13 protein-coding genes are annotated in these 15,912 nt (G+C 70.8%); 4 read left to right on the top strand and 9 right to left on the bottom strand.

The features are described from left to right. Positions 1 to 43: 43 nt before the first annotated feature. From ACWD4J_RS30730 to ACWD4J_RS30715, 4 genes are all read left to right on the top strand, one after another. The gene (locus ACWD4J_RS30730; protein ID WP_451398715.1) at positions 44 to 1,801 is read left to right on the top strand and encodes a polysaccharide pyruvyl transferase family protein; all 1,758 of its coding nucleotides are present in this window, start codon (positions 44 to 46) and stop codon (positions 1,799 to 1,801) included. Continuing rightward, positions 1,779 to 3,221, top strand: coding sequence for an FAD-dependent oxidoreductase (locus ACWD4J_RS30725; protein WP_451398714.1), 1,443 nt, complete (start codon positions 1,779 to 1,781; stop codon positions 3,219 to 3,221). The genes ACWD4J_RS30730 and ACWD4J_RS30725 overlap by 23 nt, the downstream gene beginning before the upstream one ends. A gap of 170 nt (positions 3,222 to 3,391) precedes the next feature. Continuing rightward, positions 3,392 to 4,129, top strand: a complete 738-nt coding sequence (locus ACWD4J_RS30720) for a hypothetical protein (protein WP_451398713.1) — start codon at positions 3,392 to 3,394, stop codon at positions 4,127 to 4,129. Positions 4,130 to 4,292: 163 nt separating this feature from the next. Next, positions 4,293 to 5,279: a phosphotransferase family protein gene (locus ACWD4J_RS30715; RefSeq protein ID WP_451398712.1), complete on the top strand. Its 987-nt coding sequence runs from the start codon at positions 4,293 to 4,295 to the stop codon at positions 5,277 to 5,279. A gap of 45 nt (positions 5,280 to 5,324) precedes the next feature. Here ACWD4J_RS30715 and ACWD4J_RS30710 read toward each other — a convergent pair whose 3' ends face one another. The 9 genes from ACWD4J_RS30710 to ACWD4J_RS30670 all read right to left on the bottom strand — a co-directional run bounded on the left by ACWD4J_RS30710 (position 5,325) and on the right by ACWD4J_RS30670 (position 15,759). Beyond that, positions 5,325 to 5,945, bottom strand: a complete 621-nt coding sequence (locus ACWD4J_RS30710) for an L-threonylcarbamoyladenylate synthase (protein ID WP_451398711.1) — start codon at positions 5,943 to 5,945, stop codon at positions 5,325 to 5,327. Between the two features lie 76 nt (positions 5,946 to 6,021). Further along, entirely contained in the window at positions 6,022 to 6,150 is a 129-nt protein-coding gene (locus ACWD4J_RS30705) for a hypothetical protein (RefSeq protein ID WP_451398710.1), read from the bottom strand. A 359-nt stretch (positions 6,151 to 6,509) separates the two neighbouring features. After that, positions 6,510 to 7,760: an amidohydrolase family protein gene (locus ACWD4J_RS30700; protein WP_451398709.1), complete on the bottom strand. Its 1,251-nt coding sequence runs from the start codon at positions 7,758 to 7,760 to the stop codon at positions 6,510 to 6,512. Positions 7,761 to 7,764: 4 nt separating this feature from the next. After that, the gene (locus ACWD4J_RS30695) at positions 7,765 to 9,168 is read right to left on the bottom strand and encodes a glutamine synthetase family protein (protein WP_451398708.1); all 1,404 of its coding nucleotides are present in this window, start codon (positions 9,166 to 9,168) and stop codon (positions 7,765 to 7,767) included. A 274-nt stretch (positions 9,169 to 9,442) separates the two neighbouring features. After that, entirely contained in the window at positions 9,443 to 11,383 is a 1,941-nt protein-coding gene (locus tag ACWD4J_RS30690; protein WP_451398707.1) for an oxidoreductase, read from the bottom strand. A gap of 100 nt (positions 11,384 to 11,483) precedes the next feature. Then, a complete protein-coding gene (locus ACWD4J_RS30685; protein ID WP_451398706.1) occupies positions 11,484 to 13,052 on the bottom strand; it encodes a purine-cytosine permease family protein in 1,569 nt (522 codons plus the stop codon). A gap of 253 nt (positions 13,053 to 13,305) precedes the next feature. Further along, positions 13,306 to 14,190: an SDR family oxidoreductase gene (locus ACWD4J_RS30680; protein WP_451398705.1), complete on the bottom strand. Its 885-nt coding sequence runs from the start codon at positions 14,188 to 14,190 to the stop codon at positions 13,306 to 13,308. Then, a complete protein-coding gene (locus ACWD4J_RS30675; protein WP_451398704.1) occupies positions 14,183 to 14,938 on the bottom strand; it encodes an SDR family NAD(P)-dependent oxidoreductase in 756 nt (251 codons plus the stop codon). The genes ACWD4J_RS30680 and ACWD4J_RS30675 overlap by 8 nt, the downstream gene beginning before the upstream one ends. Beyond that, positions 14,935 to 15,759 carry an SDR family NAD(P)-dependent oxidoreductase gene (locus ACWD4J_RS30670; RefSeq protein WP_451398703.1) on the bottom strand — a complete coding sequence of 275 codons (825 nt, stop codon included), beginning with the start codon at positions 15,757 to 15,759 and terminating at the stop codon, positions 14,935 to 14,937. The genes ACWD4J_RS30675 and ACWD4J_RS30670 overlap by 4 nt, the downstream gene beginning before the upstream one ends. Positions 15,760 to 15,912 lie beyond the last annotated feature (153 nt).

The raw sequence follows: 15,912 nt of genomic DNA, 5'->3' as shown, positions 1-15,912 counted from the left end.
GGAGCCGACCACCCCACCCCAGAGCCACGTGTCGGAGGTACGGATGACCGGGAACCAGGGCACAGGGACAGCCGGCGCACGAGCACCCGCCATCGGAGTGCTCGGCTCGTACGGCGGCATCAACATCGGCGACGAATCCATCCTCACCTGCGTGCTCGGCTGCCTGCGCGCCTGCCGGCCGGACGCGCGGCTGGTCGTCTTCAGCCGCAATCCCGAGCACACCAGGGCACATCACGGCGCCGCGGACGCCGTGACGTGCTGGGAGGGGATCAGCCAGCAGCAGATGCGACAGTCGCTGTCCGGCCTCGACCTGCTGGTTCTCGGCGGCGGTGGTGTCCTGTACGACAGCGAGGCCCGCCGCTATCTGCGGCTGGTGAGCGCCGCGCAGGACCTGGGCGTACGCACCTTCGCCTACGCCGTCGGCGCCGGACCGCTGCGCGAGCCCGACGACCGCAAGGCCGTACGCACGGCTCTGGCCGGGATGGACGACGTGGTGGTGCGTGACGACGAGTCCCGGCTGGTCCTCGAGGAGGCGGGTGTCCAGCGGGACATCGCGGTCACCGCGGACCCGGCGATGATGCTCGCGCCGGCGGAGTTCAGCGAGCGGATGCTGCGGTACGAGGGCATTCCGGACGGTGCGCGCCTGGTGGCGATGTCCGTACGGGAGCCGGGCCGGGCCGCCGAGCATCTGGACGTGAGCGACTATCACGCGCTGCTCGCCGATGTCGCGGACTTCCTGGTGCGCCGCCTGGAGGCGCACGTGGTCTTCATGCCGATGGAGCGGCAGGACGTACGCCATGCGCACGCGGTCCTTTCGCACATGACCGCGCCGGACCAGGGGCGGATCCTGCACGGCGAGTACAGTCCCCCGCAGTTCCTGGGGTTCATGCGCCATGTGGATCTGGCCGTGGGGATGCGGCTGCACTTCCTGATCTTCGCGGCGCTGTCCGGGGTGCCGTTTCTGCCGCTTCCGTACGCGGGCAAGGTCTTCGACTTCGCCCGCAGGCTGGGGGCTCCGGCGCTGGTCGGGGTGGCGAGGGAGCAGGCGGGGCTGCTGATCGCGGAGCTGGACCGGCTCTGGGACGAGTACCCGAAACAGCGTGACCAGGTTCGTACGCGGGTCGCGGAGCTGCGCGAGCTGTCCCGGGTGACCTGCGGGCGCTGCGCGGCACTGCTGGCGGACATCGACGCGGCGGCAGGGGCATGGCCCATGCCCGGGCCGGGCGAGGGGCCGTCGGCAGGACCGGACGACCGCGCTCCGTCGGGTCCCGGTGAGGCGTCTTTGGCGGGTCCCGGTGAGCGGGCTCCGGCAGGTGTCGGCGAGCGGCCGGGGGGCGGGCCGGGTGGGGGTTCAGTGGTGGGCCTGGGGGAGCGGTCGGTGGCGGTCGCCGGCGGGCGGCCGGTGGCCGGCTCGGTCCGGCGCTCCGAGGACAGTTCAGCTGAGCGGTCTCGGTTCGTCGCCAGGCGGTCCCAGGCCGGCACTGATGAGTGGTCTGCGGTGGGCCGGGACGCGAGGCCGTCGGCTGCTGCGGGCGAGCGGTCTCTGGGCGGCTCGGGAGGGTGGCCGCCGGTCGGTCCGGACGAACCGGAGCTGAGCCCCGGGGTTCCCGCACCGGTCGTGTCGGGTGCGGGAACCCCGGGGGCGCCGGGCGTCGGTGCGGACATGTACGAGGCAGGCGCCGGAGCCCGGGGCGATCCGAATCCGCCCTCGGCGGTGCCCGGCCCGCACGTGTCCGATCTGAGCGTCGCAGCTCCGGCCCTTGTGGAGGGAGACGCCGATGCCGGTCCTCAAGCCACCTGACCGGCCGCGCACCGTCGTGCTGCCGCCCCGCGAGGCCGCGCACGCGGGCACGGCCGACGTGCTCGTCGTGGGCGGCGGGCCGGCCGGCCTCGGAGCGGCGCTCGCCGCCGCCGACGCCGGGGCTGATGTGATCCTCGTCGAGCGCTACGGCTTCCTCGGGGGCAACGCCACCGTGGCCCTCGTCATGCCGCTGATGTCGTTCCACAACGAGAAGAAGCAGGCCGTAGGGGGAGACTCCACCCGCCTGCTGCCCACCGACCACGGCCAGGGTGACCCCGTGGTGGCCGGCGTCGTGTCACTGCTCCTCGACCGGCTCGCCGAGCGCGGCGGCGGCATCCCGCCGTCGCTCGACACGGGCTACACCGTGCCGTTCGACCCGGAGACCTTCAAACTTGTCGCGCTGGACCTGCTCGACGAGGCAGGGGTGCGGCTGCTGCTCCACGCGTTCGCGTCCACTGTGTTGCCGCTGGCCGACGGCCGCCGCGTCGTCTTCGAGACCAAGTCCGGCCCCGTCGTGATCGACGCACAGGTGGTCGTGGACTGCACCGGGGACGGCGACGTCGCGGCGGCCGCCGGTGCCCGGTACGAGATCGGGCGGCCCGAGGACCACCTGACGCAGCCGATGACACTGATGTTCCGCGTCGTGGACTTCATGCAGCCGGAGTTCGCCGCATACGTGCATGAACACCCCGACCAGTGGCGTGGTGTCCATGGCCTGTGGGACCTCGTCAAGGAGGCGACGGAGCACGGCGAACTGGTACTGCCGCGCGAGGACATCCTCTTCTTCGCAACACCGCACCCCCACGAGGTCAGCGTCAACAGCACCCGCGTCACCCGGGCGTTCGGCACCAGCGTCTGGGACCTGACCCGCGCCGAGTACGTCGCGCGCCGCCAGATGGAGCAGATCGACCGCTTCCTCTGCAACCACGTACCGGGCTTCGAACGCTCGTACATTGCGCAGAGCGGCGTACAGATCGGCGTACGCGAGAGCCGCCGCATCCTGGGCGACTACCAGCTCACCGGCCACGACATCCTCGCCGCCAGGCCCTTCCCGGACGCGATAGCCCACGGTGCCTACCCCGTCGACATCCACAATCCGCGGGGCACCGGCACCACGCTGCGGCGTGTGCCGCGCGGCAGCATGTACGACGTCCCGCTGCGCTGCCTCCTGCCCCGCGATACCGACCGGATCCTGGTCGCCGGCCGCTGCATCTCGGGTACGCACGTGGCCCACTCGTCCTACCGGGTGATGCCCATCGCCATGGCCACCGGACAGGCCGCCGGTGTGTGCGCGGCCCTCGCGGTACACCTGAACTGCGGCCCACGTGACGTCCCGGCGGCGCTGGTGCAGCGTGAACTGGTCGAGCAGGGCGCCTACGTTCGTGAGGGGATCCGGGAGGGGGTCACCTCATCCCTCTGAAGGCCGCCGGAACTCCGTAGCACGTGCCCGCCCCGGGCGATACCGTCGACCCGTGCGCTGATCTCCAGGGCGGCGGCCGAGTGCCGCCGCGGACGTGCGGGCGACCCTGCCGGACGGGGTCGCCCGGCAGGCATACCCGTCGCCTTCCTCGTCCCACCGGAGAGTTCCCGATGACTGCTCAGCAGCCCCTCACCTACGGCCAGTTCGTCGAACTCGCCACCGCCGACCCGGCCGTCGTCGGTCTCGTCCTCAAAGGCTCCCGCGCCCACCAGGGCATGACCACGGAGTACTCGGACCATGACCTGTACGTCGTCCTCGCCGACCGCACCACGACGGATCTCACCCGGTTCGCCGGCCACCGCACGCCCGAACTCGACCTGATCATCGTTACGCTTGCTGAATTCAGGTCCGCCAAAATGCCCGGCTTCGAGCGCTACGCACTTGCCCGCGCGCGGGTCGTGCTGGACCGGCTCGACGGAGAAATCGGCAAGATCCTGGCCGCCGAAGAACGGCTCGACGCCCATCAAGCATTCCAGGACGCCGGTCAGTGGCTCGACGCCTACGCCAACTCCCTGTACCGCTCCCTGAAGAACGACCGCGACGGACACGCACGTGCCGCCCGACTCGACGCCGCCGACAGCGTCCGCTTTCTGCTCGAGCTGCTCTTCGCGCTCGACTGTCGGCCCCGCCCCTACAACAAGTACCTGGAGTGGGAGCTCGCCCGGTATCCCCTGCCGGGCTGGGACACCGGCCCGCTGCTGGAGTCCGTGGACCGCATCTCTGGAACGGGCGACCCGACCCTCCAGCGGAGCCTCTTCGCCTGTGTCGAGGACGTGGCCCGTGGCGCAGGGCACGGCGCGGTGCTGGACGCGTGGGGCGATGACCTGACGCTGATGCGACCGCAGTAGCCCCGCGCGGCACCAGCCCGGCGGCGGGAACCGGGTCGTCCCCCTGAACACCACCGCCCGCCCCTGCTCGGCGCGTCGGCGGTGACCGCGGCAGACCGCGTGCGGCCCGAGGCCCGCTGAATATCAGTGCGCGCATCGGTGCGGTTTTCAGTACGTTCTGCGGATGCGTAGATTCGCTGAGACCGAGGACCTGTCAGCAGTGGTGCGAGACGCGCTCGGGGCGGGATGCCGGATCGCCGGGGTGGACCGGCTGCGTGGCGGAACCAAGAAAGGGGTGTACCGGGTCCGGCTCGGCGGAGGCGGGGATGCGAGTGTGATCGTCTACCGGTGGGCGGAGGGGGAGAACTTCTGGCCCGGCGCCGCCGCGGAAGATCCGGCGGACCCGTTCTCGGCGGCCTCCGGCCTGGAGCCGTTTCTCACCGCGCAGCGCAAGCTGGACGCTCTCGGGGTGCGGGTTCCGCGTGTACTGCTGGCAGACGACAGCAGACGGCGGTTCGCGGCGGACGTCGCCGTGGTCGAGGACATTCCCGGTGACACGCTGGAAGCACTCCTCGAAACCGACCCCGGTCGTGCGGCCGTGACCCTCGACGACCTGGCTCGGACACTGGGCCTGATGCACGGTCACCAAGCCCCGCGTTACGGCAAGGTGGGCCTGCTGGAGAAGGGCGGCGTCGCCCGCGGAAGCTCCTGCGAGCAGCTCGTTCTCGACCGCGCTCGTCGGCATCTGGAACAGGCGGCGGGCCGCGACACCAGGATCAAGGCGGCGCGCAGCCGGCTCGACGAGCGTCTGCAGGAGCTGGCGGCGCTGGTGACTCCACGCAGCCAGTACGCGCTGATCCACGGTGAACTCGGCCCCGACCACGTCCTGGTGGACGCCGACGGGCGTGCCGTCCTCATCGACATCGAGGGCCTGATGTACTTCGACGCCGAGTGGGAGCACGTCTTCCTCAGCCTCCGTTTCAACGAGCGCTACGAGGCCGTCAAACGGCCCGGTCTCGATCCGCGCCGCCTCGGCCTCTACATGCTGGCCATGCGTCTCTCGCTGGTCGCCGGCCCCCTCAGCCTCCTGGACGGAGACTTCCCCGATCGGGAGGCCATGCGGGGGATCGCCGAACACAATCTCCGGGAGGCGCTGGCCCTGCTCCCGTAGCGGCCGGCGGCGGCAGGGCGACCGGGACCCCGAACCTGAGGCCCGCTACTCGAAGGGTGCGGGGTCGCCCGCGCCTCGCCGGACGACTTCGGGTTCCCCGCTGGAGAAGTCGACGACGGTCGTCGGTTCCGTGCCGCAGTCACCGGAGTCGATCACCGCGTCCACCACGTGGTCGAGTTCCTCCTTGATGTCCCAGCCCTGGGTGAGCGGTTCCTCCTGACCGGGCAGCAGCAGGGTGCTGGACAGCAGCGGCTCGCCGAGTTCGGCGAGGAGCGCCTGAGCGACGACGTGGTCGGGGATCCTGACTCCGACGGTCTTCTTCTTCGGGTGCAGCAGCCTGCGCGGTGCCTCCTTCGTCGCGGGAAGGATGAAGGTGTAGCTGCCGGGAGTGAACGCCTTGATCTCGCGGAACACCGCGTTGTCGAGGCGTACGAACTGCCCGAGCTGCGCGAAGTCCTGGCACATCAGCGTGAAGTGGTGCCGTTCGTCGAGGTGACGGATCGAGCGGATCCGGTCGAGCCCGTCGCGGTTGCCGAGCTGGCATCCGAGCGCGAAACAGGAGTCCGTCGGGTAGACGACGAGACCTCCCGTGCGGATGATCTCGGTCACCTGGCCGATGGTCCGTCGCTGCGGATTCTGCGGATGCACGTCGAAGTACTTCGCCATACGCCGAGCTTAGGTCCGCGGCGGTGGCGTACACGGCTTCATCCCCCTCGTCGGGGGCGCGTGCCGCGGAATCGCGTCACGTCAGGGGCTGCTCCGCCCAGATCGTCCTGCCCCTCGCGGTGTGCCGGGTGCCCCAGCGCTTGGTCAGCTGTGCGACCAGAAGCAGTCCTCGACCGCCCTCGTCGTAGGTGCGGGCGCGGCGCATGTGGGATGGCGGACGAAGACCCCCACCCCTCAGGGCGCGACACGGGACACTTCGACGCCATCGTGCGCCCTAAAGCGTGCGATTTGCCTGTATTGCCTATTATTGTGGCCCGTCGGTTCTTGTCTGCACCTGCCAGCCGCGCCACTGGTCGGGAAGCAGATCACGACACCGCACAGCCGTGGGGCTCGCCGTCGGCCGGCGGTGAGGGTCTTGACGCGGCGGAGTGTAAGGACGGTCTCCGCTGTGTGGATGCCGGTCAGGGCGCCAGAACAAGGCGGACAAGATCGCCGAGATCCCACTGGCCCTGATCACCAAGGACAACCTGGACCAAGCCCCCCAGTACTGCCCCGAGTGAGTGATTACGACGCAGCCGTATCGGGGGTGGTGCCGGTGCCGGCGCCGGGTTCGGATTCGGGAAGTCCATAGACGCGCACGGCATTGTCGCGCCCCGTCCACGCCACGATCCGGAGCGCGTCGGCCAGGCTCAGATCGTCGGAGTCCACCCGGTCCTGGAGCAGTGCGGCCATGCCCTGCCGGAAGGCCAGCGCGCCGAGTTGGTAGAACTCCGCCACCCCGTAGGCGTCGGAGCTGTAGAGAAGTTTGCGGAACGGGGTGGTCTCGAGCGCCTCCTCCAGGATCGCCCGGGCGCGGGCCGGGCCGACATGGTGCAGGGTGAGCCCGACGTCGAGATACACCTGCTCGAAGACCGTCGCCAGGTAGCCCGCCTGGCGCTGGTAGGGCCAGCAGTGCAGCAGCAGCACCGGAACGGTGCCCGAGGTCATGTGCAGCCAGTCCGTGAGGTGGGTGGGGTCCACCCGGTGCATCCGGATGTCGCTGTCACCGAATCCGGTGTGCAGTTGGAGAGGGAGCCCGAGGTCCACGGCTGTCCAGAGCAGGTGCCGCATCAGTACGGGGTCGTCGAGCCGGTGGGGCACAGGTGACTCCGCCGCGGGCCCGTGCGTCTTCGTCACGGCTTCCCCGGTGTGCAGCCAGCGCCTCGCCGCCTCGGTGACGTCCGCGTCCGAAGGCCGGCTGGGGTCGATGTCGAATCCCGTGCGGTAGGCGGCCACGGACTTCACCGCCACCGTGCCCGGCCGCTCGACGGCCGCCTGTGCGGCCGCGCGGAACACGGCGGCGTACTCGCCCGGTTCCACCCCCTCGTCCGCCACGGCCTCGGCGACGCTTTCCAGGCGCACGACCTCGTACGCGGCGGCCGCACCGCCCGCTGAGGCGGCGAGTTCGGCGGGCGTCGTGAGGCGGTCCGGGGTGTACCCGGTGTCCACGCAGAACACGCCGGTTGCCGCGGCGGAGACGAACCTCCGGTTCACCTCGCGCCAGCCCAGTTGGGCCCGCCGCGCCAGGTACTCGGCGGCGGGCGCGTGCCGTGGCAGGCCCAGCACGGGAGCGCAGTACCGGCGGATGGCCACGCCCACGGGACTGTCGAAAGAGCTGATTCCGCTGCCGGGCCAGGCCTCACCCTCGGTGATCAGCGACTCGAACCGCTCCGGGCCCGGATCGGCGGTGACGACTCCGTGGCAGTGGTGGTCCACGAGAACAAGGCCCGCCAGGGCCTCGTGTACCGGCCCGGCTGCGGATGACGGGGTGTTCACGGGGTCAGTACTTCCACCGGTAGGCCGCTGCCACGAGCTCGTCGGCCAGGCCGGACACGGCCGCGGTCTCCCCGAGGCGCACGGCGATCACGGCGTCGGCCAGGACCGGTCCGAGGGCGGTGCGGAGCCGTTCGTCCTTGCGGAACTCCTCCACGGCCTCGTCCAGCGACGTCGGCAGGCGGCGCACGCCCCGGGCCGCCGCTTCCTCGGCGCCGAACCGCGCGGGATCCCCGGTGATCTCCTCGGGCAGCGGCGCGGACGACTCCATTCCGTCGAGCCCGGTGGCGATGATGCAGCCGAGCGTGAGATAGGGGTTGGCTGCCAGGTCGACCGGCTTCACTTCCAGGTTCGCCGCCTGGTCGCGCCATCCCGCCGTGCCGGTGATGACGCGGACTGCCGACTCGCGCGTCTCGCGGCCCCAGGCGGTGAACACCCCGGCCCACTGCGAGGGTTTGAGCCGCAGATAGCTCGCCGGGCTCGGGGCGGTCACGGCCGTGAGAGCCGGCAGGTGGTCCAGCACGCCGGCGGCGAACGACTCGGCCTCCGCCGTCATGCCGTACCGGCGGTCACCACCCGAGTGCAGGTTCACCCCGTCGCGCCAGGCCGAGAGGTGCACATGGCCGCCGTTGCCGACGCCCTCGGCGAAGACAGCGGGGGAGAACGACACCTTCAGCCCGTGGCGCTGCGACACCGCGCGGATCGTCTGCCGCACCAGCACGCTCCGGTCCGCCGCGGCCACCGGGTCGAGCGAGCCCACCGAGATCTCGAACTGACCCGCCGCGTACTCGGGGTGGATCTGGTCGACGTCCACGCCCTGAGCCGCGAACGCGGCCATCAACTCGGCGGTGTAGTCGCTCAGTTCGACCTGCCGGGTGGCGCCGTAGGCCGGACCCGAGGTCGCGGGGACGAACTCGTCACCGGGCGCCGATCCCTGTCCGATGGCCCATTCGACCTCGATGCCCGCCTTGCATGTGACGCCGTGGTGGCGGGCCGCGTCCGCGACGATCCGGCGCAGGAAGGTGCGGCTGCACCCAGGGTGCCGTTCGCCCTCCTGCGTGATCCGGTCGACCGGGGCCCACGCCCAGCCCGGCTGCCCGGCCAGTACCACCAACTCGTCGAGATCGGGGTAGAGGCGAAGATCGCCGTCCGGCGAGCCGAGCACATCGGTCGAGACGATGGAGTCGTTCGCCAGGAACGTGTCGAACACCGGCGACATGCCGACACCCCAGGCGGCCGCAGAGGCGAGCCGGGCCGTGGGGACGGTCTTCACCCTGCAGATGCCCGCGGTGTCGACGTAGGCCAGCACGATGCCGTGCACGCCGCGTCCGGACAGCTCCGCGCCGAGCGATGTGGCCCGGGCGACATCGCCCGGACGCCCGCCGGGAACCGGATCGGCAAGGGTGGTCATACGTCCTCCTCGGCGAGCTTGGCGGTACGGCGGGGGTCGGCCGGCCGTCCTGTGGTCTCGTACCTGCGGTACCCGGGAAGCCCACCCCGAGTACCAGGACGATCGTCTCCCGCCGGGCGTCGGGGAGTGCGTGATTCGGTGGTACTGGTGTGTTCCCGCGCCCCATGGACGAACGTGGAGCGCCCCCGGCCCGGCAGTGCCGGGCCGGGGGACTGTCACCGCGTTCCTCGAAAGGCGCGATCCAGCGGACAACCCGCTCTCGGTTACGGGCCCGTCAGATCCGGCGGGCCGTGAAGTACGCCGTGTGCAGGGCGTCGTAGACCCGGCCCGGCACCGCCGCCGAGCCGATGGTCGCGACCGGCACGCCCGCCTCGCGGATCTCGGCCGCCAAGGTACCGGTCGACGGCTTCCGGCCGAGGGCGAGCACCACCGCGTCCGTCTCGACGGTCTCCTCGGAGTCGTCCGCACCGCGCACGCGCACGCCCTTGTCCTCGACTGCGACGACCTCGCAACCGGTGCGCACCTCGACGCCCGCCTCCGCGAGCCGGCCGGGCAGCACCAGTGCGTCGTACTTCACCTCGTCCCCGCGCATCAGCTGCTCGCCGCGCTCGAGGACGAGGACGGTGGTACCGGGCAGTTCGGCCAGACGCAGCGCCGACTCACAGCCCTGGAAGCCACCGCCGACCACCACGACCCGGCGCCCCGCCAGGTCCTCGCCGCGGGCCGAGATGTCGCCGGGCTGCACGACGAGAGCCGCGTCGGCGACCGGACCGTCGAACGTACGCTGCGGCGCTCCGGTCGCGACCACGACCTCGTCGAACCCGTCCTTGAGAGAAGCGGTGTCGGCGGCCACCGGACGGACCTCGATCCCGCGCCGGGTCACCTCGTGCACCAGGTGCTCCCGCAGCCCGGCGAGATCCTGCTTCACGGTGGACCCTCGGGCATGGTTCAACGCCCCGCCCAGCTCGCCCGGTTCGAAGAGGACGACGGAGTGTCCGCGGTCGTACAGGGCCGCGGCCGCGCGCAGCCCGGCCGGGCCGCCCCCGGCGACCGCCACGCGCTTCACGGCCGGGGCCGTGCCGAGCGGGAACCGGCCCTCCTCCGCCACTTCCGGGTTGACCGTGCAGCCCACGCTGCGTTTCTGGTCGAGTCCCCGCTCCAGACAGCCGTCGTTGCAGCGGATGCACGGCACGATCTCCAGCTGCCTGCCCTCTCGCGCCTTGTTGGTCCACTCGGGGTCGGCCAGCATGGCGCGGCCGAGCGAGACGAAGTCGGCGCTGCCGGAGGACAGGATGTCGTCGGCGATCTCAGGAGTGACCAGCGAGCCCGAAGCGATCACCGGGATGGACACCGCCGGCTTGATCTTCTCCCAGCCCCAGCGGTGCGGCTGCCGCGGCATGTACCAGGAGCTGGCCTCCCACTCCTGCTTGGCGTGGTGCCCGCCCGAGGCGTGGATGACGTCCACACCGTGCTGCTCCAGCAGCCGGCACAGTTCCACCGTCTCGTCGATGACGATGCCGTCCGGCTCGTAGTCGCTCACCGAGAGCCGCACGCTCAGCGGGAAGCTGCGCGGCACGTGTGCGCGGACGCTGTCCACGATCTCCAGCAGGATCCGCGCGCGGTTCTCGAAGGAGCCGCCGTAGTCGTCGGTGCGGTCGTTGGTGTGCGGGGACAGGAAGTTCGTGATCATGTAGCCGTGGCCGGCGTGGATCTCGACCAGGTCGAACCGCGCCGCGTACGCACGCGCGGCCGCCTCACCGAAGCTGCGCACCACACCGGCGATCTCGTCGACCGTCATCGGGGTGGGGACGACGCCGAACGGCATCTCGGCCACGTTCCAGGACGAGGACGACGCGGACTTCATCGGGCTGGTGCCCAGGAAGCGCTGCCGCCCGGCGTGTACCAGCTGCAGGCCGATCGCCGCGCCGGTCGAGCGGACCTCGTCGGCGAGCCAGCCGAGCCCCGCGACCTGGTTCTGGTTGCTCGCGCCGGGCTGCCCGTGGATGGACTTGCTGGCATCGTCGTCGACGTAGGTGTACTCGACCATGACGAGGCCGGTCCCGCCCTCGCCGAGCCGCCGGTAGTGGTTCACCGTGCGCCGGCTCACCGTGCCGTCGGCGTTGGACGTGGCGGTCGTGTTGGGTGACTTGACGACACGGTTGCGCAGCGTCAGGCCGCCGATGTTGCCAGGGCGGAACAGGCTGTCGAAAGCCATGAGTACCTCTCCTGTGAAGTCGGGCAGATCTTCGTGCAGGTCGTCGGACGGGCCTTCGCGAAGGTCTTCGGGAGGACCGTCGGACGGGTCTTCGGGAGGGTCAGGAACGTCCGGGGACGAGACTCGCCGTGGCGCAGGCGTCGCAGACCGGTGCGCCGCCGGCGGCCGGCTCGCGGTCCATCTCCAGGACCACGTACGCCTTCTCGCAGCGGTGGCACTCGGCCCAGGTGGCGGCCGGGTCCATCACCTCGCCGCGCGGGTCGGCGGTGACGTGCTCCACCACGGGGCGCAGCTTCACCACGACCGCGTACAGCGCGGCGCTGACCACGAGTGCGACCAACTGCGCCGCACCGGTGAGCACCGCGGGCACGCCGGGTGCCTCGACGAGGTAGATGCCGACTGCGGAGGCGAGCACCCACGCCCCGAGTCCCCAGGTGACCCGCGGCAGCCGCAGCGCGCGGAACTCCGGCCCGGCGGCGCGGTCCTCGGGTACGAGCGCATAGTGCGTGAGTGCGATCCCGACCCAGCTGACCAGGAACACGCCCTGCCAGGTCAGCGCGTTCTGCAGGTAGCTGAAGACGTCGGTGAGCATCAGCAGGAACACGACGACTGAGGTGGCGACCACCAGCGGGATGCGGCTGAGCCGGATGCCGGTCAGGTTGGTGATCAGCCGCTCCCAGTTCGCGGACGCCTGGTAGTAGTTCAGGCTGTTGATCCGGGCCTGCGACACCACGATCAGGATGAGTCCGGCCACGCCGAGGCTCGCCAGGATCGCCTGGACCACGCCCGTCTCGGCGGTGGGCTCGTCGGGGATCGCGGCGCGGACCAGGAAGATGCCGGCCGCACCGTTCGCCGCGAAGAGCCAGATGTAGAACAGCCAGCCGAAGGTGACGTTGCGGTGGAAGCCGTCGTCCTCGACCTTGGCGAACCGCGCGAAGTCCACCGTGGTCGGCATGCACAGATAGATGCCCATGTAGAGGACGGCACCGAGCAGCCAGCCGGGCAGGGCTCGCGCCTCGGGCGGGACGACACCGCCGAAGGAGAGCCAGTGCGAGCTGTCCGGGAAGCGGACGGCGGCGACCACGACCGCGGCGATGATGCCCGCGATGTACAGCGGCAGCAGGACGCCGTTGAGCCGCGCCATCCAGGTCTGCACACCGCCGAGCATCAGCGGCAGCATGGCGGCCACGATGATCGCGTACCAGATCCGGATGTCCCAGCCGGGGGTGTAGTGGTGGAACGCGACAGCGAGCGTGCTGCTCTCGAAGACCGCGTAGTACGTGGTGTTGGCCGCGATGAGCAGCGCGGTGAGCGAGGCGCCCAGCACCCCGAACATCCGGCGCGACAGCAGGGTGCTGTTCAGGCCGCTGCGCAGGCCCCAGCGGGTGAACACGGCGTTGATCAGTGAGTAGGTCACGACGGAGACGCCGATGGCGATCAGAGCGTCGGCCGTTCCGTACAGGCTGGCCGCCAGCGCGCCGTAGAACAGCCAGACCATCGCGCTGAGTAGGGACCAGTACGACATCGTCAGCTGCCAGCGCCCGAGACGGGCGGTCAGCGGGACCACATGGTTGCTGTAGTCGTCGGCCCGCTGCTCGGCGACGACGTCGGGATCGTCGGTGGATCTGGTCCGCAGCGGGCACGGGGAGACTTCCTGGGCCAGCGACATGCTCGCTCCAAGGGAGAAGGGATCGGAGAGTGCACACGAAAATGTATGCAGAAATGAATACTTCGCGGCTGACGGAAGTCGCGTCAATGGTCGTGCAGAGGAATTTCCCTGCCGGAAACAAGCCTTTGACCAGGGAAAACAAGCTTCGGAGCGGCGGTGTGAGGGCATGCCGGACGGCTGCCCGGCACATCGCGGAAACCGGGCAGCCCAGCGCACGTCGGCGATCAGCGGACGGGTGCTCGCGCGGCCGTGATCACAGCTCCACCGCGTCGGCGAGCAGCTCCCTTCCTCCGGCCGGGCTGCCGATGCCGCGCACGCCGAACCCGCTGTCGGCCCACAGGCATTCGCCGGTGGCGACCCGGGCGGCGTCCGATGCGAGGAAGACGAACGCGCCCGCGTAGTCCTCCGGTTCGGGGATGAAGCCCTGCGGGATGACCTGCTCTGCGCCCGGCAGGACGGCGTCGACCGTCTCCTGGGCGAGGCTGTGCAGGCCCTCCATACGGGTGCGGGCCACGCCGATCGCGACGCCGTTGACCCGCACGTGCGGCGCGAACTCCCAGGCCAGTTGGCGCACGATGCCGAGATTGGCGTGCTTGGTCGAGACGTAGAGGACGCCGTCGTCGACCGCGCGGTAGCTGGCCAGGGAACAGGAGAAGATCATGCTGCCCTTGGTGCGCAGCAGCGGGGCGAGGGCGGCGCGGGCCCCGAGCAGATAGCCCTTGACGTTGATCGCGAAGATCTCGTCGATCGCCGCCTCCAGGCGGTCGGCCGGCACCTCGGCGAGTGGCAGGTTGCCCGCTCCGACGCCCGCGTTGCCGACGAAGACGTCGAGGCGGCCGTACGCCTCCAGCGCTTCGCTGACGGCGCGCTGGTTGTCGGCGAGTTTCTCCACGGATCCGACCGTGCCGTGGACGTCGGGGCCGAACTCCGCGCATACCTTGCCGAGGCGGTCCGCGTCGCGGTCGAGTACGGCGACCTTCGCACCCGCCTCCACGTATCCCTGCACCACGGCCCGTCCGACACCGGCCGCGCCCCCGGTGACCAGGGCGACCTTCCCCGCCAGCGGCAGCGGGCCGCTCTGTGCGGCACCACGCCCGTCCTCCGCGGCGCTACGCCCGTCCTGTACGGCACTACGCATGGATCGCTCCTCCGTTGATGTCGATCACCGAACCGGTGAGGAAACCGCTCGCCTCCGAGACCAGGTACGGGACGAGGGCGGCGATCTCGTCGGGGCGCCCCAGCCGCCCGACCGGGATCGCCGAGCTGAGGGTCCGTTCCGAGACGGTGTCCGAGGCGGCGAAGTACTCCTCCAGGTGCTCCGTCTTCACGGTCCCCGGATTGAGCACGTTGGCGGTCACGCCCTGCCCGGCCACCTCCGCGGCGAGCTGCCGGGTGAAACCGACCAGCCCGGACTTCGCCGCCACATACCCGATGGCGTTGCCGAGTTGCGGGGCCGAGGCGACCACCGAGCCGATATTGAGGATGCGGCCCCACCGCCGCTCGACCATGCCCGGCAGCACGGCCTGGCACAGGAGGAAGGGGACGGTCAGGTTGACCTCGATCTGCTGGGCCCAGTCTTCGGGCGTCGAGCCGAGCGTCGTCGAGGCGTGGGTGAAGCCCCCGGCGTTGTTGACCAGGATGTCCACCGGGCCCGCAGTCTCCAGCAGCCGCGCCCGGCCTTCCGCGGTGCGCAGGTCCCCCGCGCAGGGGATCACATGTCCGCGCTTGCCCAACACCTCTGCCTGTTCGACGAGTTGCGCCTCGTCGCGGCCGCTGGTGACCACCGTCGCACCGTGGTCGAGCAGCACCGCCGCGATCGCTGCGCCGATGCCTCGCCGGGCGCCGGTGACCACCGCCACGCGCCCGAACAGCTGCGGGGCGGTCACCGGCGCTCCCCGCCGGACGCGTCCGCCCGACCGACCCGGCCGCCGGGCCGGGCGAGGCCGCGGATGGACAGCCCGCTGTCCGCAGTGACCATCGTCCCCGTCATCACGGCGGCTTGGGAGCGGGATGCGAGCAGTGTGAAGATGCCGCTGTAGGCGTCGACACCCGGTATCTCCTGCAGCGGCAGCACCTCACGGGTGCCGTCCAGCACCGAGTCGGTCGCTGACTGCCCGAGTGCGGCGGTGCCCTTCAGCCGGGTCGGGGCCACACCCGGAGCGACACCGTTCACCCGTACGTCCGGGGCGAGTTCGTAGGCGAGCTGGCGCACCAGCCCCTGCACGGCATGCTTGGACGCGGTGTAGAGAACCCCGCCGCCGGCGGCGTTGGCCCCCGCGAAAGAGCCGGTGAGGATAACCGAGCCGCGGGAGCGGGCCAGTTCGTCCAGAGCCGCCCGCACGCCGAGCAGCGGGGCGAGGACGTTCACCCCGAAGAGTTCCTCGAAACCGGCCGTGAGCTGGGATCCGGGGATGTCCTCCAGCGGCCGGGCCGCGTCGGTGATGCCGGCGTTGCCGACGAACACGTCGACTCGGCCCCAGGTGCCGGTGGCCGCGGCGACCGCCTGCACGTTGCCCTCCCAGGACCGCACGTCCGCGACCACCGGGACGACCGCGTCGCCGAGCTCGTCAGCGAGTTCCTTCACCGTGCCGGACACGTCCACGGCGACGATGCGCGCGCCCTCGGCCGCGTATCGCGTGACGACGGCGCGCCCGATGCCCGATCCGGCGCCGGTGAACACCACCACCTGCCCGTCCAGTACTCCCACTGAGACCTCCGAAGAACGCACTCCCCAAGAAACGAATACACTTTTGCATGCACTTCTGGGGTGAGCAACACCCCGGACTGCATTGAGTGTTACCGCTGAGAAAAACCCGCGAGGCGTCGTCGCAGATCAGACGGCCGCCCGGCGAGGCCGTCG

Source organism: Streptomyces sp. NPDC002577 (assembly GCF_053594815.1).
This window is presented reverse-complemented; position numbering and strand designations above follow the sequence as displayed.